This is a genomic window from Flavihumibacter rivuli (assembly GCF_018595685.2).
Lineage (GTDB): Bacteria > Bacteroidota > Bacteroidia > Chitinophagales > Chitinophagaceae > Flavihumibacter > Flavihumibacter rivuli.
Window position 1 is genome coordinate 2,279,383 of record NZ_CP092334.1, and the last position, 25,025, is coordinate 2,304,407.

The window sequence follows — 25,025 nt, forward strand, 5'->3', positions numbered from 1 at the left end:
GCCGGCTGTTTTTTTAACAATGCTTGCTTATTCTTCTTTCGACAAGCCCAACTTTTCTACGGCTATTTGGGCCGCAACCTGGCTGGCGTCTTTTTTATTGTAGGCCTTCCCCTGGGCGATCAATTCGCCATCGACAACGGCGCCAATAGTAAACAAGCGCCTCCCACCCTCCATCTTTTCTTCGAGGGTCTCAAATTCAAGGTTCTTGCCGTTCTTATTGGCCCAGCCGTACAACTTGTTCTTGTGGTTGATCTCCAGGTTTTCCAGGTCCTCCATGAACATATAGGGAAGGATGATCCTCTCCAGCACCCAGGTCTTGGTCTTCTTGAAACCCTTATCCAGGTAAACGGCACCCACCACTGCTTCCAGGGTATTACCAAATATCTGGCTAACCTTCAGGGAGTTGTCAAACTTGTTGAAGTAAACGATCTTTTTCAAACCCATCTTTACCGCCACATCATTCAGGGTGACGCGGTTCACCATCTTACTGCGCATTTCGGTGAGGAAGCCTTCTTCCTTGTAAGGGTATTTCATGAAAAGGAAATCGGCCACGATACCGCTGAGAATAGCATCACCAAGGTATTCCAGGCGTTCATTATTCTCGGAAGCACCATCCTTCATGGAACGGTGTGTAAGGGCAGTACGGTATAGCTCCGTATTGCCGGGCGTGAAGCCGAGTACATTCTTCAATTGTTTCTTGAAGGACGTTTTCTCAGGGGAAGCCTTAAAGATGCTATCGATTAAACCCACAAGATGTTCTGGTTAGTTACCGGAGTCAAGTTAAGGGTTTGTGTCCAAATAATGAACCAAACCCCGGATGCTTTTCCGGATTATCCCTCAAACTTCTTAACGATAACGCAGGCATTATGGCCACCGAAACCAAATGTATTGCTCAAGGCAGCCCTTACTGTCCTTTGCTGGGCCTTGTTGAACGTGAAGTTCAGCCTGGGGTCCAGGTCGGGATCGTCTGTGAAATGGTTGATGGTCGGGGGAACGATATCGTGCACTACCGCCTTGATGCTGGCGATGGCTTCAATAACACCGGCGGCACCCAAACAGTGACCGGTCATTGATTTGGTGGCACTGATATTGAGCTTGTAGGCATGCTCGCCAAACACGTCAACGATGGCCTTCACTTCGGCGATATCCCCAAGGGGGGTAGAGGTTCCGTGGGTGTTGATGTAGTCGATGTCTTCCGGTTTCATGCCGGCATCTTCAAGGGCAGCCAGCATAACGTTACGGGCACCAAGTCCTTCTGGATGGGGTGCGGTAATATGGTGGGCATCGGCAGTTGCGCCGCCACCTGCGATCTCGCAATAGATCCTGGCACCACGTGCAAGGGCATGTTCCAGTTCTTCCAGGATCAGGGCGCCTGAAGCTTCACCCATTACAAATCCATCGCGCTCCTTGTCATATGGACGGCTGGCAGTTTTGGGATCATCATTGCGTTCACTCATCGCCTTCATGGCATTGAACCCGCCTACACCGGCTTCGGAGATCACCGCTTCACTACCACCACTCACAATGATATCGGCCTTACCCAGACGGATCAGGTTGTAAGCTTCCATGATAGCATTAGTACTTGATGCACAAGCACTTACCACGGCGAAGTTGGGTCCGCGGAGGTTATGGCGCATGGAGATCTGACCGGCTGCGATATCGAGGATCATCTTGGGGATGAAGAAGGGGTTGAAACGGGGAGTACCGTCGCCCTTGGCAAACTCGGTCACTTCCTGCTGGAAGGTGATCAACCCGCCGATACCGCTGGCGAATACTACGCCAACGCGATCGGGGTTGATGTTTTCTTTGTTCAATCCGGCATCTGCCATGGCCTGGTCACTGGCCACCAGGGCCAGTTGGGTAAAGCGGTCGATCTTACGCGCTTCCTTCCTGTCGAGAAATTGTGTGGGATCGAAGTTCTTGACTTCGCAGGCAAATTTTGTCTTGAACTTGGAGGCATCAAAAAGGGTAATCATATCCGCACCGGATACGCCATTGATGAGGCCATTCCAATATTCATCGAGATTATTACCGATGGGGGTCAGAGCTCCTATACCAGTTACAACGACTCTTTTTAGTACCATTTGGTCTACCGGATTTTTAAAGTGATAAATCCGCCTTCTGAGCCTAAAATTGCTTTCGAAAGGCGGATTAAATATGCCTGAAACGGGGTTTCCGTTTACTTAGCGTGTTCTTCCAAATATGCTACAGCCTGGCCAACAGTAGTGATGGTTTCAGCCTGCTCGTCTGGAATAGAGATGTTGAATTCTTTTTCGAACTCCATGATCAACTCTACGGTATCCAGAGAATCAGCTCCCAGGTCGTTAGTGAAAGAAGCTTCATTGGTCACTTCTGCTTCGTCCACTCCTAATTTGTCAACAATGATCTTTTTAACTCTTGTTGCGATGTCTGACATTGTAGTAAAGTTTAGTTACGGCTGCAAAAATATACTTTTTGGGTAAATAACAATTTTTGCCCCTTTTTTATTTCCAACATGGTTAGTTGGCAGTTTTTTCTACCGTAACTAGCTAACATTTGTAAGCTAGTGGCTCATGAGTGAATGAATTTTGTAATTTAGGTCCCTATCCTTTAAACGCTCGCTATGGCACTGAAAATTATTGATCATGGTTCCAGGGAATACCAGCAAATGGTGAACCTGAGGAATGATATCCTCAGGAAGCCCCTTGGACTCTCGTTTTCCCCTGATGAACTGGAAAAGGAAAAGGACGAAATCCTGATTGGTGCCTTTGAAGAGGATAAAATGCTGGGCTGCTGCATGCTGGTAAAAGAGGCGCCGGGCGTTGTCAGGCTCAGGCAAATGGCCGTCAGCAACAACCTCCAGGGCAAGGGCATTGGCCGCGCCATCATGAATTTTGCGGAAAATATTGCCCGCGACCGGGGATACAAAAAACTGGTAATGCATGCCCGTAAGACCGCCGTTGGTTTTTATGAACACCTTGGCTACTCCATCTGCAGCGATGAATTCCAGGAGGTGACCATCCCCCACTTTGTAATGGAAAAAAACCTCCGTTAGGCTCAGTCGGCCAATACTATATAATCCGGATGCCCCTGCATGGATAACCTGTACGGGTTAATGACAAGGGAGTAGAAATTTTCCGTGTTCCAGACCAGTTTTTCATCCCGGAAACCGGGATTATTAATCGCTACCACCCTCATTCCAGCTGCGATGGCGGATTTTATCCCGTTGTCGGAGTCTTCAAATACCAGGCATTCCTTAACATCCAACCTGATCTTGTCGGCTGCTTTCAGGTAAGGCTCGGGGTCAGGCTTTCCCCTGTTCACATCTTCGCCGGTAATAAAGGCACTGAAATAGTGGAGCAGGTTATTGGCCTTCAAAAGGTTCAGGGCCCTTTCTTTTGGGGAACTCGTCACCAGCATGATCGGCCGCTGGTAAGCCTTAACGGCCTGCAGAAAACTATCTACCCCCGGGATTGGCCCGGGTAACATGGTCATATCGAATACCACGGCCTCATCAAAGATCGCTTGCTGGGTAGCCGGTGAAGATTTACTGAAAAGGGTGCGGATGGTCTCCCATGTTGGGCGGCCATGGATATAGTGCTTGATCACTTCTTCGTTGAACGGAACGCCTTCCTTTTCGGCCCATTGCTTCCAGAACAATTCAATTACGGGATTAGAGTCAATTATCACTCCATCCAGGTCAAACAAAAAACCTTTGATTGGATCCATCATCATGCTTACAAGTTAAGGAAACTGCCCAATTCAGCCTTCCCTTTAAAGGTGAAGGGAAGCTAGTTCGCTTTTAATTTCAGCTTTGCCGTATCTGCGCTGAATACCCCGGACTCAGTAGACACATAGTACCTGCTGCCCGCCCTGGTAATGGCATTGATGGCATTTCGCTGAAGCCCGTCGTTCTCTAACTCTTTAACATCAAAACCATTTGCCAGGAGCTTAAAATCGAATACCTGGTCCAGGTAGGTGGCAAATACCCTTCCGTCCACCTCCGTAAAATTGATAAAGCCCCAGATGGTCTCATTGGTATCGGACAGCAATTGCCAGTTGATGCCGCCATCGGATGAAGCATAGAAGCGGCCATTGGGGTTCACCCCAACCAGTTTTCCGCCTGCCTTGAACATTTCTGAAAAAGTATAGATGGGCGCAGCAATCTCCTGTTGCTGGCCTGTTGTATCCATCCTGTAGATCCGCTCATTGAAACAGATCCAGAATTGTTCATCGATGGCCTGAAGGTTATAATAATTGGTCAGGGCAAGGTTACCGTCTCCGCTATTGAATTCCACCTTCTTAACAGCCCCAATTGATAGGTCATGATCACCCCCTGAAGAATCTATATCCACCCGGGCCAGGAAAGCAAATTGTTTGTTTTGGGTGGTTTGCTTACTGCGGTAAGGCAGCACCAGGTATCTTTTACCGGCTATGGGAACTGCCTGGTTGAACGAAAGGAAAGGGCTGACGAATTCAATGAAATCAGAGTCAACCGAAATGCCATTTACACCTGCCGCACTTGAACCCAGGACAGGGTTCTTCACCGCCTTGATGGAAACAAATTCACGATAAGGATAAACGATCAGCAAGGGGGAAAGGGAGGGTTTCCGCGCTATCAAACCTGAACCGCCGATGTACCCGCCTCTATTGAAAACTACCTGGTTGGCATTGCCATTCAAGACAGAGAATATTTCCTGTCCGGCAAATCCGGCCAAACTATCATTGAGGGGAATAACATTCAGTTGCCGCTTCTGGGAGTAGGCGAAATCCTTTACTTCATTCCACAAGGTCTGGGGAACCTTTTCCACTTCAACGATCTTCTCTCTTGTACAGGAGGCCAACAGGATGGCAGCCAAAATGAGCAGGGTTTGGTTAAGGTTTGGTTTCATAGGCTAAAAATAAACCGCCCATAAAAAGCCGTTAACTCCTCCCATAAAGGTTCACGTAGCTTTAACAAATCAGGGTACACGGTAGCCACAGAATGACCCCAGGCTACCAACTCAATCAATCACTTTTCGCCAATGGATCTATTCAGGCACTTTCTCCGCCGCCAGTACAGTATCATGCATGCGCTTCAGGAAACCATGGATCGTTTTCATATCGCGCATATCATCTACCACCAACAGGAAGTTTTTACCGGTTTGCTTCAGGCGGGCCTTATTGGTATGGGTCTGCAGGTAGCCCAGGATCCCATGGAACAGTTCCGATTCGAAATAGGGTGAATCGTGCTTGTTGATGAAGAAGCATTTCAGCACCTCATCACGCAAGAGCAGTTTCTCAAACCCAAGCGCCACACTCAGTTTGCGGATCCTGACCGTATCGAAGAGGTCTTCCACCTGTTGCGGTATAGGGCCGAAACGGTCCCCTAACTCCTGGTGGAAGGCCAATAATTCCTCTTCTGACTCACAGTTATCCAGGCGCTGATAAAGGGTCAGCCTTTCGGTAATGCTTTCCACATAACTATCCGGGATCAGTATTTCCAGGTCAGTATCAATGGTGCAGTCCTGCACATAATCTTCCTGGCGCGAGATCTCCTCCTTGAACAATTCCCGGAAGGAGGTGCGCTTCAATTCGCGGATGGCTTCCTGCAGGATCTTCTGGTACATCTCAAACCCGATCTCTGCCATGAAACCACTTTGTTCGCCACCCAGCAGGTTCCCTGCCCCGCGGATATCGAGGTCACGCATTGCGATCTGGAAACCGCTTCCCAACTCGCTATGCTGCTCAAGTGTTTGTAAGCGTTTGCGCGAATCCGTTGGCAGGGTGCTCATTGGCGGTGCCAGCAGGTAGCAGAATGCTTTCTTATTGCTGCGGCCTACCCTTCCCCTCAACTGGTGCAGGTCACTCAATCCAAACTGGTGGGCATTGTTGACGATGATGGTGTTCACATTCGGGATATCCACCCCGCTCTCCACGATATTCGTACATACGAGCACGTCATACTTCTTATCAATGAAATCAAGGATTCGCTCTTCCAGCACATGTCCCTCCATCTGGCCATGCGCATAGCCAATGCTCAGGTCAGGACAATGGCTCTGGATGATGGCAGCCATCTCGGCAAGGCCGGCGATCCGGTTATGGATAAAGAAGACCTGCCCTCCCCTTTCCGTTTCAAAATAAATGGCATCGCGGATAACATCCTCATTATAGACCGCCACTTCAGTCTGGATCGGCTGACGGTTGGGCGGAGGCGTATTGATGATGCTAAGGTCCCTTGCCCCCATCAGGCTGAACTGCAGGGTTCTTGGGATAGGCGTTGCCGTTAGGGTGAGGCAGTCCACATTGGTCCTGAGTGTCTTGATCTTCTCCTTATGTGCCACACCAAATTTCTGCTCTTCATCAATGATCAGAATGCCAAGGTCTTTGAACTTCACCTCCTTTCCCAGCAAGGCATGCGTACCCACTATGATATCGATCTTTCCTTCTTCCAGTTTCTTGAGTGTCTCCTTCTTTTCCCTGGAACTCTTGAAACGGTTCACATAGTCCACCGTAACAGGAAAGTCCTTCAACCTGTCCTTAAAAGTTTTATAGTGCTGGAAGGCAAGGATGGTAGTGGGCACCAATACTGCAGCCTGCTTTCCATCCACCACCGACTTGAATGCGGCACGGATGGCGATCTCAGTTTTACCAAAGCCCACATCACCGCAGACCAGCCTGTCCATTGGTGACGGAGATTCCATATCCTTCTTCACATCGGCGGTAGCCTTGCTTTGATCGGGCGTGTCTTCGTAAATGAATGATGCTTCCAGCTCAGTTTGCAGGTAGGTATCAGGGGTATGCTGGAAGCCGGTCTGGGCCTTCCTTTGCGCATAGAGCTTGATGAGGTCGAAGGCGATTTCCTTGACCTTGGTTTTGGTCTTTTCCTTCAACCTGGCCCAGGCATCACTGCCTAGTTTATTCACCTTGGGAACCGTCCCTTCCTTCCCTGTGTACTTGGATATCTTATGCAGGGAGTTGATGTTCACATAAAGGATATCACTGTCCTTGTAAATGATCCGCACCGCTTCCTGCATCCTGCCGTTCACGTCCAGCTTCTGCAATCCACTGTATACGCCCACTCCATGATCGATATGGGTTACATAATCCCCTGGTTGTAATTCCCTCAGGGTCCTCAGGGTAAGGGCCTTATTCTTGTTATAGGCTTGCTTGACCTTGTACTTATGGTAGCGCTGGAAGATCTGGTGGTCGGTATAACAGATCACCTTCAGTGATTCGTCAATGAACCCTCCATGGATGGCCACCGGTATGGGTGTAAAATGAATAGCAACTTTCAGGTCCTCAAATATGCTGTGCAGCCTTTCCAATTGCTTGGGATTCTCGGCAAACAGGAAGAGCTGGAATTGCTGCTTCTCCCATTGCTGCAGGTCCTTCATCAGGAGTTCAAACTGCCTGTTGAAAGCGGGCTGGGGCTTTGTTTGGAACCCGATCTCGGTTACCACACCACCAGGGAAGCTCGCCGTTCCTTCCATCTCCACAACATGACGCCCCTTTAACTGATCTTCCAGTTCACTGGCCTTCATGAATTCATGGGCCTTCACTTCCTTCTTCTGCAGGCGGTCCTCCTCTTCTTCCTCCCTGGGTGAATAATCCTGATTCCTTTCCAGGAACTGGCCCAGGTCCTCTTCCTGCAATTCCAACCGCTCCTTTACGAAGTCCCAGTTATTCATCCATACCACCGTATTCTCTGGCAGGAAGTCGAACAGGGATATCGTGGCTTCATCCGTAAATTCTGTCTGCAGGTTGGGAATGATATTCACCTGCAACAATTTCTTTTCGCTCAACTGGGTCTCGGGATCGAAGAGCCGGATGCTATCCACATCATTACCGAACAGTTCAATGCGGTAGGGTTTCTCATTACCAAATGAATAGATATCAAGTATCCCTCCCCTCACCGCGAACTGGCCGGGTTCATACACAAAATCAGTTCTCTTGAAACCCGCATCCACCAACTGTTCCATCAACTTATAGGTATCCAGCACATCATTGACCTTGATACGGATGATATTGCCTGATAAAGTGTTGGCCGGCACTACTTTTTCAAACAATGCTTCCGGGTAGGTTACCACCAGCTTCTTATTCCCCCCGGCACTCAGGCGGGTAAGGGTTTCGGTCCTGAGCATCACGTGGCTGCTGTTCAGGAGCCTGAAATTCTTCTTGTTCTTGAAGGAAGAAGGGAAATAGAAAAGGTCCAGCGCGCCGGTAAGGTTTTCGAGCGTATTGTGGAAATAGGCCGCATCCTCCGCATCATCCATGATGATCACATGGTTGAGTTGGTCGCTTATCTTATGCCTGAAGACAGCAGTAACCAGGAATTCGGGGGAGCTTCCTGAGAGTTGCTTCAGTACCAGGTGTTGGGGTTGGGACAAAGTAAGCCTGTCCGCCATTTGGAAAAGGCGGGGGTCATTAATATACAGATCCAGTAAATGTTCCAGGTTCATCACAAATAGCCTTGCAGCGGGTAAAGGTCGGTATTTTTGGTTTTTCGGGAGGCCGATTTTTAAACAGTCCATTTCCATCCTTGCACATTTTCCTTAAATTGTGTGAACCCCTTGAAAAACATAGCTGTTTATATTATACATAAGCCCCTTTATGAAACAAAGATTCTTATCCCTCGCCGGGATAGTTGTGGTCCTCGGTTGTGCATTCCTGTTAATCAAACAAGGAGATTCCCCCCGTACAAGGTTGATTAAGGTTTATATTGGTGAGGAAGATGACGAGACAGAAGAGGAAAAAGAAGCGCGTAAGGCCATGTTCGTTAAGGAACGTGCGCTCTATGAATATGACATGATCAGGGATGGCGCTACCGGTGAAGTACCGAAAGGAATATTTGAGCGGGAACTGCAGCAGGCCTCGAGGATCCCGGTGAAGGAAGCCTCCCCCTCAGGAAGGCTGGAACCCTTGATCAACAATACCTACCGCCCAGCCGGTCCATTGAATATTGGCGGCCGCACCAGGGCTGTAGCCTATGATAAAAGATTTGGCACCGGTACCAACAGGGTGATCATTGCGGGTGCAGTGAGTGGCGGCCTCTTCCGTTCCATTGATGGCGGTGGCAACTGGACCAGGGTAACGCCCAATGGGGAGATCCATAACGTTACGGCTTTGGCCCAGGACCCCAGGGCAGGCTTTGAGAATACCTGGTATGCCGGCGGCGGTGAGCCGATCGGTAACTCTGCCTCCCCCTCCGCGGGCGGTGCTTTCTATTATGGGTATGGGCTGATGAAGTCTACCGACAACGGTGCCACCTGGCAAAGGATCGCCAGCACTTTCAACGGGGCATTGGAATTATTTGATGACCCATTTGATATCGTCCATAAGATCGCAGTGCATCCCGTTACCGGTCATGTGTATGTTGCCGGCCACAGGCGCCTCCTCCGCAGCACGGATGGCGGCAATACTTTTAACGTAGTATTCGTTGGGGCCACGCCCGCTACCGCAGACCAGGGCCAGATGGACATTACCATCAGCCAGGGCGGCAGGATCTACCTGGCCGTTAACGGAGGCTTCCCCGATAAGGCTCAGCGCGGGCTCTGGTTCTCCGACAATGGCGGAACCGGCACCTGGACCCGTTTTGCGGGTGGCCAGACGGCAGGGGTAGATTCCCTTGAAGGTTGGAGGGCCAACTCTTATGAGGCGAATGGCAATATTTCCCAAGCCTCCAAACGCATTATCCTCAGCCTGGCACCTTCCAACAACAATATCCTGTATGTGCTCTATGAAAATGGACTATCACAGGAAGGCACAGACGGAAAGCCGGAAGCCGACCTGTTCAAGATCGATTTTGGCGCCAGCACCTATACCAATCTTTCTGCCAATATGCCTGACTTTACCGGGCAACTGGATGGCATTGATCCCCTGGCTTTGCAGGGAGGCTATAACCTAACCCTGGCAGTGAAACCCGATAACCCTAATGTAGTATTTGTGGGGGGCACTAACCTGTTCAGGTCAACAGATGGCTTTAGCTCAAAGAACAATACCAGCTGGATCGCCGGTTACAAATTCTGGGGTAACGGAAGCCCTACGGTAAGCACCTATGACAATACCCACCCGGATATCCATAACCTGATATTCGAACCCAATAACCCTAACGTGGCCATCTGTGCCAGCGATGGGGGGCTGCACCGTACCACCAATATCCTGGCCAATAACAGCCAGACCTTGCCGGTGGATTGGACCATGATCGCCAATTACCAAACCACCCAGTATTACCATGTTAATATTGACCCAAGGGCAGGCAGGAACCATTTCATTGGTGGCATGCAGGACAATAGTTCCTACCTGCGCACAGATGGATTGGATGACCATATCCGCGTAGGCTCGGGGGATGGTGGAGCTGCGGCCATTGGCAAATGGAATGGATTCAGCGATTACCAGCTCTTTGTTACCAGCCAGTTCGGAAGCCTTGCCAGGCTTACACCTGGAAACGCTGTATCTATCCGCCCGAACGGCCTGACTGCTAACCCCTCGAGTGGATTCGGGGAGTTCGTGACCTATTTCGTGATGGACCAGGACAATCCGGAGGACCTGTACTATGCGAACTTCGGAAGGTTGTTCCGTACCAATAGTGCTACCACTGTTTCACCAGCTAATGGGTGGACAGAGTTGACGGGCGTAGCCAGTACCATTAGCCCTTCCAACCCCAACAGTACAGGCATCGGTATCCGTGCACTCGAATTGAGCAGGGGTCCCTATATCCCTTCACATGTACTGTATATAGGAACCACAGAAGGCAGGGTCTATCGTTTGAATGACCCGCGTAATTCGGCCCCCACCGTCACTCCCATCGATATCACACCGCCTGAGATCGCCAATATCATTGGTAGCGGCACCAGCAATCCAACCAGGTTGAATGTTTCAGATATTGCCGTTAACCCTAATAATGATGAAGAGATCATGGTGGTGTATTCCAACTACCAGGTTACGTTGGGAAGCGGACAGGTAAGGCGGGATTTCAATATCTGGTTTACCAAGAATGCCAAGAGTGCAAGTCCCACCTGGCATAAAGTAGAGAACAACCTGGAATTGCCCTCTATCAGGAGTTGTGCCATCGTACCCCGGAAGGATGGTGCAGGCAATGCGTCGGTAGAATACTATGTGGGCACTTCGGTTGGCTTGTTCAGTACCGAGAATATTGGTGATAAGGTAGGCACTTCCACCCCCATTTCCTGGAGCCGTGAAGGAAGTTCAGTATTGAACTTTGCAGTGGTGACCTCCCTGGCCTACCGTCCGCAGGACAATACCCTGGTGATCGGTACACATGGTAATGGCATGTACTTCTGCACCATACCACAGGCCAATTTCACCCCTAACCTGAACACAGGTGTGAATGACCCGATCAGGAATGATAAGAACTTCATCCAGTTCGCCTATCCGGGTATTGTTACCACAGACCTGAACTACAGGATCGGAAATATGTTTGATGTACAACGCCTGGTGATCAAGGTGCATAATATCAATGGGCAATTGGTATACCGCAAGGAAACCGGCTACCAGAACGGAATGATCAATGTAGGCAACCTGGCAAAAGGAACCTATGTACTCACTATTACGAGCTCGGATTACAAGCACCAATTCGTCAAGCAATTCATTAAAAACTAAGAAGTTTTATTAAGAAAATATTTCCCTGAACTTTTGATTTTGTTTCAATAAACCAATTAAATTAGAGCATCGATTGCTTGCCATTGTGGCAATAAGGCGGGACAGGGATGTCCCGCTTTATTATTTTTATCGACACCCTTCCCGGAACATTGATCTAACAGGCATGGACTTTTGGTGGAAATGACGGTACTTAGCAATGGAATGGAATAGTCCCCATTTATTCCTAACTTATATAAAAATAGTCATATGCTGCAGCCATGGTTAACCGGGAAAGTGATCAGGATACTGGATGAAACGGCCACTACCCGTAGGTTCTGGATCGAAGTCCAGGGTGTGGACAGGTTTGATTTCAAGCCAGGTCAGTTTGTAACCCTTGACCTTCCCATCCACGAGCAACGCAACAAACGTTGGCGCAGTTATTCCATCGCCTCCTGGCCCGATGGCACCAATGTGATTGAACTGGTGATCGTACTGATGGAGGGAGGTTTGGGAACCTCCTACCTGTTCAATGAAGTAAAAGAAGGATCGGAATTGCAGTTAAGGGGCCCGCAAGGTGTGTTTGTATTACCCGAGAATATTGAAAAGGACCTTTTCTTTGTCTGTACAGGTACGGGTATTGCTCCCTTCCGGTCTATGGCCCATCATATCCTTAACAACAATATTCCCCACAAGAATATCTACCTCATTTTCGGCTGCAGGAAATTCGGCGACTGTTTGTATGGCCCTGAATTAAAGGCATTACAGGAGAAAGTTCCCTCCTTCCAGTACCTGCCTACTTTTTCCAGGGAAGAAGCAGGTGATCACCTGATAAGGACAGGCTATGTGCACGCGGTTTACGAAGAAATCATAACGGAAAAGAAAAAAGAAAACGGGGCATTACACCCCGCTAATTTCTATCTCTGTGGTTGGAAGAATATGATAGATGAAGCCAAACAGCGGATCATCGCCATTGGCTACGATAAAAAAGACATCCACCTTGAATTATATGGCTGATCAGCCCTTCACCCTCGCCTGTCCTCCGGAAGATTCCCCTACCGGAAGGTTGATCACAGGCACTTTGGTTCCGGCTGCCGGTTTCTCGGCATGCAACTTGTGCAGCCTGAGGATCTCGGCATGATTCTCAACCATTTCTGTTTCCAGCTCTAACACCCGCTTACGGGATTTGGCCAGCTGTTTTGACCTGAAAATGAACCCAATCAGGGATCCCACAATAAAGGCCAGGCTAATCCAGATCAGGGACAACAGGCTGATGTTTGAAGACATCATAGGTATTGGTTTGGTATAAGGAATAGTATTTCATAGGAACGTCTATCCCTCTAACGAACGCCAATCCTAAATATTGCTTTAAACCCCAGAGTTGTGGAAAACTACTGACTTGCCCTTTTATGATTTCCATTATTAGGCTGGTCTGTACCCTTGTCCTTCAGGGGTACTATCCGGGTGGTCTGCGCGGCTGCATGATCCGGGTTCTGCTCCTGCATTAGGGTAGCCATTTGCTTCTGTAACTGCAGGATCTCTGCATGGTCGTGCATCTTTTCCCTTTCCAGCTCTAAAATCTGGCGGGACAAGGACCTGACCTGCAAAAACCTGAAGAGAAGACCGGCACCAAAAGCACAGAGCATAACCAGGGCAAGCAATCCTAGGTGTACAGTAATTTGCATGGTTACCAATTGAACAGGTTAATCTGCTTACTGAATTTAGTAAATGCAGACCGAATAATCTAATTTTTAAGCAAGGCTATTTTCAACCAGTTGCTTTACCTGTTCCATGGCAATTCTTTCCTGTACCATGGTGTCCCTGTAACGGATGGTTACAGTACCATCTTCCTTGGTCTGGTGATCGATGGTAACACAGAATGGGGTACCAATGGCATCCATCCTACGGTAACGCTTTCCAATTGTGTCTTTTTCCTCATAGAAACAACGGAAAGAACGCCTGCACTGGTCCATCAGCTCCCTTGCGATCTCGGGCAGCCCGTCCTTCTTCACCAATGGCAGGATAGCCAATTTGATGGGGGCAAGTTTTGGCGGGAACTTCAGCACCACCCTGCTGTCTTTCTTTTCGGGGGTGCTCAGGTCCTGCTCTTCATAGGCTTCACTCAGCACCATCATTACGGTACGGTCAAGACCTATGGATGTTTCTATCACGTAAGGAATATAGTTCTGGTTGATCTCGGAATCGAAATACTGCATTTTCTTCTTGCTGTATTCCTGGTGGTTCCTGAGGTCAAAGTCTGTACGGCTGTGGATACCTTCCACCTCCTTGAAACCGATCGGGAAATCGTACTCGATATCACAGGCGGCATCGGCATAATGGGCCAACTTCACGTGGTCATGGAAACGGTAGCGCTCCTGGGGAATCCCCAGTCCGAGGTGCCACTTCATCCTTTCCTCCTTCCAGAACTCATACCATTCCTTCTGGGTACCGGGTCGCACAAAGAACTGCATTTCCATCTGCTCAAATTCCCTCATCCTGAAAATGAACTGGCGGGCTACGATCTCATTCCTGAAAGCCTTACCAACCTGGGCAATACCGAAGGGGATCTTCATCCGCCCGGTCTTCTGCACATTCAGGAAGTTCACGAAAATACCCTGCGCTGTTTCCGGCCTCAGGTATACCATATTATCATCAGCCTCTCCACTCACGGCACCAAACTCAGTGGCGAACATGAGGTTGAACTGGCGCACTTCTGTCCAGTTGCAGGTTCCGCTAACGGAACATTTCATCTTATTGTCTTCGATGAGTTGCTTCAGGCCACCGAAATCCTCTGCCGCCAGCAATTGGTCCATACGGGCCAACAGGGCATCAGCTTCTTCCCTGGGAAGGGTCTCGGCATGTGCTTCAATAAGGTGGTCAACACGGTAGCGCTTCTTGCTATCCTTGTTATCGATCATGGGATCGCTGAAATTATCAACGTGGCCACTGGCCTTCCAGGTGGTGGGGTGCATAAAGATGGCTGCATCGATGCCCACGATGTTATCATGCAGCTGGGTCATCCACTTCCACCAGTCTTCCCTGATATTCTTCTTCAATTCACTTCCATACTGGCCGTAGTCGTAAACGGCACTCAATCCGTCATAGATCTCACTGGAAGGAAATATAAATCCGTATTCTTTACAATGCGAAATGATCGCCTGGAACTTATTAGAATCGTTTGCCATAAGGCGGCAAAGATAAATGGAAATGGGATTTCTGGGACTGGGGCAATCCGGGGATTTGTGCCGGCAGCCAGCCTGTCACTGCAGTTTCTCGTTAGACCGGTGGCGGTCCTGGTCCCTATTGGTCTTCTTTTCCATATTCCTCCGGAAAGCCTCCTCCAGGTCTACCCCCGTCTGGTTGGCCAGGCAGACCAATACCCAGAGCACATCGGCCATTTCATCGCCAAGGTCCCTCCCCTTGTCCGATTCCTTAAAGGATTGCTCCCCGTACTTCCTGACCATCAGCCTTGAAAGTTCCCCTACCTCCTCCATCAAGATCCCCAGGTTGGTCAATTCCGAGAAATAACGTACCCCAATGGTCTTGATCCATTGGTCCACTTCCTGTTGGGCTTGCTTAAGCGTCAGTTCCGTCATAGCATTCTTTTAAATTGATTGATCAGGTTTAGGATCAGGTAAGGGGTCCGCCAGGTTCATTTGAACCAGCCCCGTCATCATTCCCGGTTCTTACTATCAATAATAATGGTGACCGGGCCATCGTTCACTAAGGCAACCTTCATGTCGGCCCCGAACTCACCGGTACCAACTTTCTTTTCCAGGTCCTTCTCCAATTGCGCTACAAACTGCTCGTAGAGCGGTATGGCCACGGGTGGTTTGCTTGCCTTGATATAGGAGGGTCGGTTGCCTTTCTTTGTACTGGCATGAAGGGTGAACTGGCTCACCACCAACACTTCCCCGCCCGCATCCTTTACGGAAAGGTTCATCACCCCCTGCTCATCGTCAAATATCCTCAGGTTCACGATCTTGGAGCTGAGCCACTGGATATCTTCCTGGCCGTCGGCATACTCAATCCCTACCAGCACCAGCAAGCCTTTATGGATAGCACTCTTCACCGAATTATTAATTGTAACGGATGCCTCACGCACCCGCTGGATCACCACGCGCATATTTTCGTACCTTTAATTAAGAATGTCGAAAATAGATATTTCAACAGAGATTCGTTTCCGGACAGCGAGGAGCGGAGGAAAAGGCGGACAGAATGTGAACAAGGTGGAAACAATGGTGGAAGGCTTGTTTGATCTCTCCGGAAGCAGGCTACTGGATGAAAAGCAAAAGGCCATCCTGCTCCATAAACTGGCCGGTAAACTCAATAGCGAAGGGGAATTGTCAGCGCGGTGCCAGGAGTTCCGGACCCAGTTACAGAACAAACAGGGGGTCATCCGCAAGATGAATGCCCTCCTGACCCGGGCATTGCAGGTGCAGGCAAAACGAGTTGCCACCAAACCTTCCAGGGCTTCCAGGGAAAAACGACTCGAGTCAAAAAAAATCTCCTCCTCCATAAAAGCCGGAAGGCAAAAGATCCGTTTTCAACCCGATTAAGCCCATATGCCGCGACCGCTTACCTACCTGACCCCGAGAAGCATCCTGCTCACTGCAGTTGGGCTGATCCTATTGGCACTCACGGCCTGCCAGAAGCAACTCAATTTTGAATCCGGGCAGACCAGCCCGGGCGGAAAGATCAGGTTGATCTTTTTCCCCACCTTCAATGGCAGCCCAGTTTTACCCGGACTTAGCTATACTAATATTGCCGGTGAACCTTTCTCCATCCAGGTTTTCAAACTATATGTAGGAAAGATCAGGGGTAATGGCAACCAGCCGGCTGAAGCGGATGGCGAACCCTATTACCTGCTTGACCTGGCCAAACCCTCGAGCCTGCAGATCGATGCCACTCTAAAGACCGGCACCTATAATGGACTTGCCTTCCTCGTGGGGGTGGATAGCGCCCGCAATGTCAGCGGGGTGCAATCGGGGGCACTGGACCCTGCCAATGGCATGTTCTGGACCTGGAACACCGGTTATATCTACGCCAAACTGGAAGGCAATTCCCCTGTCTCCAACCAGATAAATGGCAAGTTCGAATACCATATCGGGGGCTTCAGGACCCCCTTCAATGCCATCAGGGAAGCGAAGCTCAGTTTTACACAACCATCTACCATTACTATAAAAGAAGATGGATTGACCACCATCTACCTCAGGATGGACCTGGCCAAATGGTTCGATGGCCCTTACCCCTTGCGGATTGCCAACCTGCCGGTGGTAACTACCCCGGGAGCTGAAGCAGCGTCCATAGCAGGTAATTACGTCAATATGTTCAGCATCACCCAAATTGAACAGGAATAATGCGGAAACTACTGGTCATATCGAGCCTGGTCATTGCAGTTTGCTGCAGCCTGCTGGTCCAATCCTGCAACAAGGGGGGCGGGGAAAATGCTGAACTAACGTTCATGGATATCCCACAACCTGCAGGTTTTCCCCCTATTCAATACGATGTGGCCAACAATCCCATCAGCAAGGAAGGATTTGAACTGGGCAGGAAGTTGTTCTATGACGGCCGCCTGTCGAAGGATGGCAATTTCCCCTGTGCCTCCTGCCACCAGCAGTTCGCAGCCTTTGCCACTTTTGAACATGATTTCAGTCACGGGTTCAATAACCAATTCACCACCCGTAATGCCCCCGGCCTGTTCAACCTGGCCTGGCATAAGGAAATGCACCATGATGGCGGTATAGCCCATCTTGACCTCCAGCCCCTGGCCCCCATCACGGCTCCCAATGAAATGGGCGAAACCATCCCGGCAGTATTGAAAAAGATCGGGGATGATCCCGACTATCGCCAGCACTTCCAACGTGTTTTTGGTAATGAAGAGGTGACCACGGAAAGAATGACCAAAGCCCTCTCCCAATTCATGGTGATGATGGTATCTGCCACTTCCAAATATGACCAGGTAAAGGCAGGAAAGGCAAGTTTTGATGTGAATGAGGAAGCTGGATATGCCATCTTCAAGAATAAATGCGCCAGCTGCCATAAGGAACCCTTGTTCACCGACCTGCAATACCGGAATAACGGTTTGCCCATGCATCCAACCCTGAAGGATGTCGGTCGTATGCGCATCACCGGGAGTTCGCAGGATTCACTGAAATTCAAGGTGCCCAGTCTGCGTAATGTAATGGTTACTTATCCTTATATGCACGATGGCAGGTTTGGGGACATCAGTAATGTGTATGAACATTATAACAGCGGCATCCAGTTTGGTCCTACCACTGACCCACTCCTGAAAACAAAAATTCCCCTTTCCGCGACAGAAAGAGGATTATTGACAGAGTTCCTCAAAACATTGACAGACGCTGCTTTCAACACGGACCCCCGTTTTGCTGCACCCCAATGATCCTGGAAAGGATCGCGCGGGTTAGCATTCATAAGGTTTAATGGAAATGGTATTATGGCATCCCATCACAAAAGTCTTCCATGCCCCTGACATTTCCATCCGTGTTTTCACCGAAATTTTACAACATGCCAAAAATTTATCAACAGGTAAGGTAGTTATCACAAAAAAGCCGGTAATAATACCATCAGTTCTTCCTCCGGCTCTTCAAGGCTTCCAATGTTTTTCTTTGTCTTTCGATCTCCAGGCGCTGTTGCTCCATCAAGGCAGAATTCGCATTGGCCTTTTCCTGCATGGCCTGTAACCTGAGCGCCAGGTCAGTACTATCTGTAGTGAGGGAAGTTAATTTCTTCTCTGCCTTCTTCACTACCTCATCCTGTGCATTGATCTCCAGGTTCAGGTTAAAAGCCTCCAGGAATGGGGTGAAGTCGTTCAGGAATTCCTTGCCATCACCCACGCCTTGTTTCAGGTTATCGCCTGAATTGGCCAGGGTTTCATTAGGCTTTGCCAGAAGCATATATACCACTGAACTTTCCTTGTCACGCCTGCTCTTGCGTTCTGCCTTTACATAAACATCATATGGGGTTGAACTACCCGCTACAGTTGCCGAGCGGTAGAGTTGGTAATCCTTGTATTTGGCAGGACGATGGCCTTTCTCCGCAAACCGCGCCCTGATGGCTTCTTCTACGGTTTCGGGCGGATAAGGCAACTCAACAACGGCCGCCGGCACCCGCTTTTTGTCGATCTCGGCAGAACCTTCAACTGCTCTTTGTGCTGTAACCGTAAGTGAGGAAAATAAGATGGAAGTAAGTAGGATAATTCGGTTCATGGTTAGCGTTTGAATGCGGAAAATTACTAAAATGACGGTCACAACCAATTTCCGTCTATTTTTGTCCAAATTCCATTTTCCTTTTGAGTGCAATCAAAAAACTGGCCGGACAAACTTTATGGTATGGCCTACCCACAATAGTCAGCCGGTTCCTGGGCTACCTGATGAATATGGCCCTGCCATTCCTGTTTGCACAACCTTCCAAGACAGCTGATATCACCCAGGTCTATGCCATCATTCCTTTCCTGAACATCCTGTTCACCTATGGTATGGAAACGGCCTATTTTAAATACTCGCAGGAAAAGGAAAAGCAAACCCTTTATAACACGCTATCGGTCTCCCTGCTGGTTTCCACCATTGTATTTTCCCTCCTGCTATTGCTGGGAAGGGATGTTATCGCAAAGGCTGCTGACCTGACCGAACACCCTGAATACATCCTTTGGATGACCGCCATCATCTTTTTTGACACCCTGGCTACCCTGCCCTTTGCCAGGCTGCGCCAGGAGAACCGCCCCAGGCGCTATGCTTTCGTCAGGGTGGCTGGCATCGTCGTGAACCTGCTGGTAGTCTTTACCTTCCTTGGCTTTATTCCATCCTATGTCAACAAACACCCCGATAGCATCCTCAACCTGGTGGTTAAACTGGATATCGGGATCGGCTATTACCTGATCGGCAACCTGCTAGGAAGCCTTACCACCTTCTTGTTGCTCTGGCCGGAAATAAAGCAGGTGCAATGGGAATTCCACAAGGAGATGTGGCAGGAGATCATGCGCTACAGCTACCCGCTGATCATAGTGGGCCTCGGCGGGATGGTCAATGATATGTTGAGCAGGCTGGTATACCAGCATGTGGTGGACCTGCCCGCGGAACAGGCCAAACACGAATTGGGGGTATTCGCCAACCTGTACCGGCTGGCCGTACTGATCACCATCATGATCCAGGCCTTCAGGATGGCAGCGGAGCCCTTCTTCTTTAACCAGTCGAAGGAAGAAGGCGCCCAGAAAAGCTATGCCCGGGTTATGAAATTCTTCGTTATCGCCTGCTGTTTTATGTTCCTGCTGATCGGTCTTTACCTCGACGCATTGAAATGGATCATCACCCTGAAATCCCCGGCTTGGGGCGAAGGCATGTATATTGTGCCGATCCTGGCCATGGGCAATATATTCCTTGGCATCTATTACAACCTCAGCATCTGGTACAAGCTTACGGGGAAAAACCTCTATGGTGCTTATATCACCATTGCCGGTGCCGCCATCACCATTGGCCTGAACATGTTGCTCATCCCCAAATGGCATTATCTTGGAGCCGCCATTGCCACTTTTACCTGTTACCTGGTTATGATGGTCAGCAGTTATGCCCTGGGCCAGAAATATTACCCTGTCCCCTATGCGAAAAAGAAGCTCATCTCCTATCTCGTGCTCGTTACCCTGATCGTATTATTCCACCGGCTGATATTGTCTTTCTACCATCCCCTCTGGTTTAGCATCGCCACAGGAACCTTATTACTATTGGGTTTCAGCATGTTTGTCGCAAAAATAGAACGCCGCGACCTGCAAAAATTACCTTTGATCGGCCGGTTCGTCTGACCCTTATAGTGAGTCATCCACCAGGAAGGGGTTATGCTTTTTTTCAAAACCAATGGTTGTGGATTCCCCATGCCCGGGATACACCCTTACTGTATCGGGCAGGGTAAAGAGCTGGGTCCTGATGCTGTTGAGCAGTTGGGTATGGTTACCCCCCGGAAGGTCCGTGCGGCCTATGCTACGCCTGAAGAGGACGTCGCCGCCGATCACGAATTGCTGGGCCTCACAGTAAAAGCAGATATGACCGGGAGAATGGCCGGGAGCTTCGATCACCTTGAGTTCATCGGTACCCAGGCGGACAATATCCCCGCCGCGCAGGTAATGGAGGGGGCCATTGTAATTCCTGAAGGGCAGGTTCCACCTCTCCCCCGCCATGGGGGCATAATCCAGCACGATTTTTTCATCAGGATGGATATAGAGCTCCAACCCCCAGGTCTCATGGACATAGCGGTTACCGAATACATGGTCGAGGTGGCAATGGGTGTTCAATAATTGCCGGGGCAGTAAACGATGTTCGGTGATAAAGTGTTTTAAATAACGTTCCTCCCTTTCATCGTAACAGCCGGGGTCGATGACCAGGCAATCGCCGTTTTCGTTGTAGAGGAGGTAGGTATTCTCCATGATGGGGCTGAACTCGAAATGGTGGACTGTTAACATAGCTCTATTATTTGATGGGGGATTTCACTGATAAAACTGAAAACCATAATTTTAGTCTACAATCAATGGGTATGCAATTTCCGAAGAATAATTTGAACTGTAGCGTCCGTATCAAGCTTGCACTGACCACGATCCTCATCCTGATGAACACCGTTACCCTGGTACATGCACAGGTGAATACTGTAGAATTTGGCAAGAACAGGGTACAATACCGCAATTTCAAATGGCAATATTACCAGACCAATAATTTCAACACCTATTACAGCCAGCAGGGTGAACCCCTCGCCAAATATGTGGCCCAGATAGCCGAGAAAGAATTACCTGAACTGGAAACCTTCATGGAATATGGCCTGCAGCGCAGGATCAATATTGTGATGTACAACAGCTTTAACGAGCTCCAGCAGACCAATATCGGCTTATCCACCGACTGGCAAACCACCGGTGGCAATACAAAATTGGTGAACAACAAGATGGTTGTGTATTACAACAGTGATCACCAGAACCTTCGCAAACAAGTAAGGCAGGGTATCGCCAAAAACCTGCTGGACAATATCCTTTTTGGGGATGACCTTGGTGAATTCGCCGCCAACCAGGCACTGCTCGACCTGCCCAAATGGCTGACCGATGGTTTTGTTTCCTATGCTGCCGAGAACTGGAGCACCGACCTCGACGACCAGTTAAAGTCGGCCATGCTGTCTGGCAAATACCGCAATTTCTACCAGTTCGCCTTCGACCAACCCAATCTCGCCGGCCATACCTTCTGGCGCTATATAGAAGAAGTTTACAAGAAAGACAATACCAAGTATTTCCTCTATCTCGCCCGCCTCTACCGTAACCTGAACGGGGCTTCCAACCGCATCTGCAAGAAGAAGTTCAAGGAAGTGCTGGCAGACTGCATGACCTATATGGAGGATAAATACTACAAGGACATCAGGGGAAGGAGGAATAATCCCAAAGGTGGCCTGAGTGTGGTGGAAGAGATCAGCAAGAACAAGGATTTCTACCAGTTCACTGCCAACCCTGCTCCCCGCAGCCAGACCTATGCCGTGGTGGAATACAAGAAAGGACTGGAATGCGTGGTGCTGTATGAGAATTTCGTGGACAGAAGGGTGTTGCTGAGGAATGGCATCAAAAACCGCGAAGCCAGGCAGGACCCCCATTACCCCCTGTTGGCCTGGAATGGCAAGGGAAATAAATTGCTGGTAGTATACAATGACCAGGGTAAGATCAGGATGTTCACCTATGATATCTATACCCGCATCAAGCGCGACAAGCTGGTGCTGGAAGATTTCCAGCAGATCCAGGATGTGAAGTTCATGCTGGACGACAATACGTTGCTGATGAGTGCGGTGAAGAATGGGCAGTCAGATATCTTCATCTTCAAGATCGACAGGGAAAGGGCAGAACAGGTGACCAACGATGTTTATGATGACCTCGATCCTTCCTTCGTTTCCTTCCCCAATAAGTCAGGTATCCTGTATGCATCTAACCGTCCTTCGGAAACAGCCGTGACGGGTGATACCGTACTCCCATCAGATAATCGTTACAATATTTTCCTGGTAGATAATTTTAATAAGAGTGAGTTCAAACAGATCTCGCAGCTCAGCAACCTGAAATACGGCAATGCCCGCTACCCTACCCAATACAATACCTCCCACTTCACCTTTGCCAGTGATGAGAATGGTATCATGAACCGCTATGCCGGCTTCTTCCGCACAGAAAGGGCCGGGGTGGATACCATTTACAGAATAGGTGATGATATTTTGCGCAACCCTGATTTCAAAGAAATAGATTCCTTGCTACGTGCCTATGACCAGGCAGAACCAGATACGGTATTTACCTTCTCTATCACCAATGACTCCGCCTATGTGTTCCCCATGACCAATTACCAGAGTGGCATGAGGGAAACCAAATCGGCAGGTGATGCGGGAATGGTAAGTGAAGTGCGCCAGGAAGGCGAATTGAAGTTCCTGTACAAGTTGAAAGTGGATGAGAACACTTTAAGGAAACGTAACATCAACCCCAGGCCAACGGATTACCGCAAACGCGTGATCGACCAGCAAAGGATGGAAAAGGGTGAAGCCTTACAATTATTCGAACCGGCTGCTAAGGACACCAGTGGCCAGGGCCTGGTTTCGGAATTTGAATCAGAATTTGCCGAAGAAAGAGCCGATTCAGCCATCGTTAAAATGCTGGAATCTGCTGCAGCAGAAAATACCCAGCCGTCGGTACTGAATAAAGCCGGTCGTTATGCTTACAAACTGAAATTCTCAGTAGACCAGGTGACGGGTTCCTTGTTCAACAACGATGTATTGATCACGAGGTATGAACCCTATACCGGTTCCTTACCGGTGGTGAACAGTTCCAATAATGGCTTCAACGGTATGTTCAAAGTGACCGTTTACGACCTGATGGAAGACCTGCGCTTCACAGGTATGGTAAGGATGCCATTGATCAATACTGCAGGTCAGGGCATTCCTATCAACCTGGGACAACCGAATATTTTCGTTCCGGGTTCTCAATCCCTATTCAATTCCGGTTCAGAATACCTGGCCCGCTTTGATTACCTGAAGAAGCGCATTGACTTCAATGTACTCTATTACCGAAGGACGGATGTTGGAAGTACACAGTATGAATCGACCAATTTCTTTGTGCCGGCCAAATTATTCACCAACTTGTTCCAGGCTGGGGTGAAGTATCCCTTCGACAAGATCAGGAGTATTAGGATCAATGCTGGTCTGCGTATGGACAAGGTAGTGACCAAGTCCATCGTTGACCTGCCCAATACCTCTAAGGTAGAGGACAAGAAGAAGAGCTTTGGATTGTTGAGGCTTGAATATGTGCATGACAATGTGGTCGAGAAAGCGACCAATATCTTGAATGGCCTGCGCTATAAGGTATATATCGATTACAATACCCAGTTGAGTGAACTGAGGGCTGCCGAAGGCAAGAACAACTTCAACTTCGGTTTTGATGGTCGCTACTATTATCCCATCTTCCAGAATTTCATCTGGGCGGGAAGGGCAGCCGGTGATTTCTCCTGGGGCAACCAGAAGACCTTGTATTACCTGGGTGGACAGGATGGCTGGATGTTCCCCAAGGCCAACTATGACAATATACCACAGGATCCTACCTATGCCTTCCAGGCACTGGCGGTGAACATGAGGGGGCATAACCAGAATATCGCCAATGGCAACAATGCCCTGGTGATCAACAGTGAATTCAGGTTCCCGGTATTCAGCACGCTGCTGAAGCGTCCCATCAATAATGCCTTCCTGCGCAATTTCCAATTGGTACAGTTTGTTGACCTGGGTACGGCATGGAACGGCAACTACAATGGCATTGAGCGTCCGTCCAAGACCTATGTGGAAGGAAATGTGCTGGTAAGGATCAAGGCAGGCGGTGTGGGACCCTTTGTAGGCGGCTATGGCTTCGGAGCCAGGAGTACACTGCTGGGTTATTTCATGCGCCTCGATACCGGCTGGGAAATGAATGGCCTGTTCCGCGGCAAGCCGATCTGGCATTTTGCATTGGGATTGGATTTTTAAAGGATGAAGTTTAATATTAGAAATGGCCGCTAGCGCGGCCATTTTTTTTAACGCTATTGTAAGCTCCTTGAATAGTTAGTATAAAACACCGATGATTACCGAGCGCTACTAATTAGTGCGATTTAAATACCCCCACGCCGTTGTTTATGGCGATGCAATTACACCCTGCACCGCTGTATCCGGCGATTCAATAAAACCCTCTGCCGCTGTTGCGTGTTATCACCAACAGCTCCTAAACGCAAGCAATTAACAATGGTAGTCATGTAGTGTAATTTTCCCAACAGCGTATCCTAATAGATTCCGACGTTGCAACCCGTTGGTCATAAGACACAACGGGGGCATAGGGTAATCATCTCCGCCAAAAATTGGAGCGATCTATTTACGCCCTGCGCCGCTGTTTCAGGCGATGCAATTATACCCTGCGCCGCTGTATCCGGCGATTCAATAAAACC

21 protein-coding genes are annotated in these 25,025 nt (G+C 49.2%); 8 read left to right on the forward strand and 13 right to left on the reverse strand.

All coding sequences use genetic code 11. The annotated features are described in order from the left end of the window. Nucleotides 1–27: 27 nt before the first annotated feature. From rnc to KJS94_RS10050, 3 genes are all read right to left on the reverse strand, one after another. Nucleotides 28–750, reverse strand: a complete 723-nt coding sequence (gene rnc, locus KJS94_RS10040) for a ribonuclease III (RefSeq protein WP_239804121.1) — start codon at nucleotides 748–750, stop codon at nucleotides 28–30. Nucleotides 751–830: 80 nt separating this feature from the next. Then, nucleotides 831–2,084 carry a beta-ketoacyl-ACP synthase II gene (gene fabF / locus KJS94_RS10045; protein WP_214447363.1) on the reverse strand — a complete coding sequence of 418 codons (1,254 nt, stop codon included), beginning with the start codon at nucleotides 2,082–2,084 and terminating at the stop codon, nucleotides 831–833. A 95-nt stretch (nucleotides 2,085–2,179) separates the two neighbouring features. Beyond that, the gene (locus KJS94_RS10050; protein ID WP_026751146.1) at nucleotides 2,180–2,416 is read right to left on the reverse strand and encodes an acyl carrier protein; all 237 of its coding nucleotides are present in this window, start codon (nucleotides 2,414–2,416) and stop codon (nucleotides 2,180–2,182) included. A gap of 186 nt (nucleotides 2,417–2,602) precedes the next feature. On the opposite strand from KJS94_RS10050, the gene KJS94_RS10055 reads away from it, so the two are divergent. Continuing rightward, nucleotides 2,603–3,034 carry a GNAT family N-acetyltransferase gene (locus KJS94_RS10055; protein ID WP_214447362.1) on the forward strand — a complete coding sequence of 144 codons (432 nt, stop codon included), beginning with the start codon at nucleotides 2,603–2,605 and terminating at the stop codon, nucleotides 3,032–3,034. A gap of 2 nt (nucleotides 3,035–3,036) precedes the next feature. On the opposite strand, the gene KJS94_RS10060 is transcribed toward KJS94_RS10055, so the two are convergent. The 3 genes from KJS94_RS10060 to mfd all read right to left on the reverse strand — a co-directional run bounded on the left by KJS94_RS10060 (nucleotide 3,037) and on the right by mfd (nucleotide 8,420). Further along, on the reverse strand, nucleotides 3,037–3,714 hold the full coding sequence (locus KJS94_RS10060; RefSeq protein ID WP_214447361.1) for an HAD family hydrolase: 678 nt from the start codon (nucleotides 3,712–3,714) through the stop codon (nucleotides 3,037–3,039). Nucleotides 3,715–3,770: 56 nt separating this feature from the next. Further along, nucleotides 3,771–4,871 (reverse strand): hypothetical protein, encoded by a 1,101-nt coding sequence (locus KJS94_RS10065; RefSeq protein WP_214447360.1) that lies wholly within the window; start codon nucleotides 4,869–4,871, stop codon nucleotides 3,771–3,773. 138 nt (nucleotides 4,872–5,009) lie between these two features. Further along, a complete protein-coding gene (gene mfd / locus KJS94_RS10070; protein WP_214447359.1) occupies nucleotides 5,010–8,420 on the reverse strand; it encodes a transcription-repair coupling factor in 3,411 nt (1,136 codons plus the stop codon). 151 nt (nucleotides 8,421–8,571) lie between these two features. Here mfd and KJS94_RS10075 point away from each other — a divergent pair, with 151 nt between their 5' ends. Together KJS94_RS10075 and KJS94_RS10080 are read left to right on the forward strand one after the other, a co-directional pair. Further along, a complete protein-coding gene (locus KJS94_RS10075) occupies nucleotides 8,572–11,580 on the forward strand; it encodes a T9SS type A sorting domain-containing protein (protein ID WP_214447358.1) in 3,009 nt (1,002 codons plus the stop codon). Nucleotides 11,581–11,826: 246 nt separating this feature from the next. After that, the gene (locus KJS94_RS10080) at nucleotides 11,827–12,573 is read left to right on the forward strand and encodes a ferredoxin--NADP reductase (protein WP_214447357.1); all 747 of its coding nucleotides are present in this window, start codon (nucleotides 11,827–11,829) and stop codon (nucleotides 12,571–12,573) included. On the opposite strand, the gene KJS94_RS10085 is transcribed toward KJS94_RS10080, so the two are convergent. The 5 genes from KJS94_RS10085 to dtd form a co-directional block, all read right to left on the reverse strand. Then, nucleotides 12,574–12,846: a hypothetical protein gene (locus tag KJS94_RS10085; RefSeq protein WP_214447356.1), complete on the reverse strand. Its 273-nt coding sequence runs from the start codon at nucleotides 12,844–12,846 to the stop codon at nucleotides 12,574–12,576. 101 nt (nucleotides 12,847–12,947) lie between these two features. Next, complete coding sequence (locus KJS94_RS10090) at nucleotides 12,948–13,241, reverse strand: hypothetical protein (protein ID WP_214447355.1); 294 nt, start codon at nucleotides 13,239–13,241, stop codon at nucleotides 12,948–12,950. Nucleotides 13,242–13,307: 66 nt separating this feature from the next. Then, nucleotides 13,308–14,741, reverse strand: coding sequence for a glycine--tRNA ligase (locus KJS94_RS10095; protein WP_214447354.1), 1,434 nt, complete (start codon nucleotides 14,739–14,741; stop codon nucleotides 13,308–13,310). A gap of 75 nt (nucleotides 14,742–14,816) precedes the next feature. After that, nucleotides 14,817–15,152: a nucleotide pyrophosphohydrolase gene (locus KJS94_RS10100; protein WP_239804122.1), complete on the reverse strand. Its 336-nt coding sequence runs from the start codon at nucleotides 15,150–15,152 to the stop codon at nucleotides 14,817–14,819. Between the two features lie 77 nt (nucleotides 15,153–15,229). Beyond that, a complete protein-coding gene (gene dtd / locus KJS94_RS10105; RefSeq protein WP_214447353.1) occupies nucleotides 15,230–15,682 on the reverse strand; it encodes a D-aminoacyl-tRNA deacylase in 453 nt (150 codons plus the stop codon). A gap of 22 nt (nucleotides 15,683–15,704) precedes the next feature. Between dtd and arfB the strand changes: the two genes are divergently transcribed. The 3 genes from arfB to KJS94_RS10120 are packed head-to-tail and all read left to right on the forward strand — an operon-like array spanning nucleotide 15,705 to nucleotide 17,959. Beyond that, nucleotides 15,705–16,115 (forward strand): alternative ribosome rescue aminoacyl-tRNA hydrolase ArfB, encoded by a 411-nt coding sequence (gene arfB, locus KJS94_RS10110; RefSeq protein ID WP_214447352.1) that lies wholly within the window; start codon nucleotides 15,705–15,707, stop codon nucleotides 16,113–16,115. A 6-nt stretch (nucleotides 16,116–16,121) separates the two neighbouring features. After that, a complete protein-coding gene (locus tag KJS94_RS10115) occupies nucleotides 16,122–16,916 on the forward strand; it encodes an MbnP family protein (RefSeq protein ID WP_214447351.1) in 795 nt (264 codons plus the stop codon). Beyond that, nucleotides 16,916–17,959: a cytochrome-c peroxidase gene (locus KJS94_RS10120; protein ID WP_214447350.1), complete on the forward strand. Its 1,044-nt coding sequence runs from the start codon at nucleotides 16,916–16,918 to the stop codon at nucleotides 17,957–17,959. The genes KJS94_RS10115 and KJS94_RS10120 overlap by 1 nt, the downstream gene beginning before the upstream one ends. A gap of 184 nt (nucleotides 17,960–18,143) precedes the next feature. Here the strand turns inward: KJS94_RS10120 and KJS94_RS10125 are convergent, their stop codons facing one another. Then, nucleotides 18,144–18,785, reverse strand: coding sequence for a hypothetical protein (locus tag KJS94_RS10125; protein WP_214447349.1), 642 nt, complete (start codon nucleotides 18,783–18,785; stop codon nucleotides 18,144–18,146). Between the two features lie 83 nt (nucleotides 18,786–18,868). Between KJS94_RS10125 and KJS94_RS10130 the strand changes: the two genes are divergently transcribed. Continuing rightward, nucleotides 18,869–20,371 carry a lipopolysaccharide biosynthesis protein gene (locus KJS94_RS10130; RefSeq protein ID WP_214447348.1) on the forward strand — a complete coding sequence of 501 codons (1,503 nt, stop codon included), beginning with the start codon at nucleotides 18,869–18,871 and terminating at the stop codon, nucleotides 20,369–20,371. 3 nt (nucleotides 20,372–20,374) lie between these two features. On the opposite strand, the gene KJS94_RS10135 is transcribed toward KJS94_RS10130, so the two are convergent. After that, nucleotides 20,375–21,025 carry an MBL fold metallo-hydrolase gene (locus KJS94_RS10135; protein WP_214447347.1) on the reverse strand — a complete coding sequence of 217 codons (651 nt, stop codon included), beginning with the start codon at nucleotides 21,023–21,025 and terminating at the stop codon, nucleotides 20,375–20,377. 71 nt (nucleotides 21,026–21,096) lie between these two features. On the opposite strand from KJS94_RS10135, the gene KJS94_RS10140 reads away from it, so the two are divergent. Then, a complete protein-coding gene (locus KJS94_RS10140) occupies nucleotides 21,097–24,573 on the forward strand; it encodes a TolB-like translocation protein (RefSeq protein ID WP_239804123.1) in 3,477 nt (1,158 codons plus the stop codon). Nucleotides 24,574–25,025: the final 452 nt, after the last annotated feature.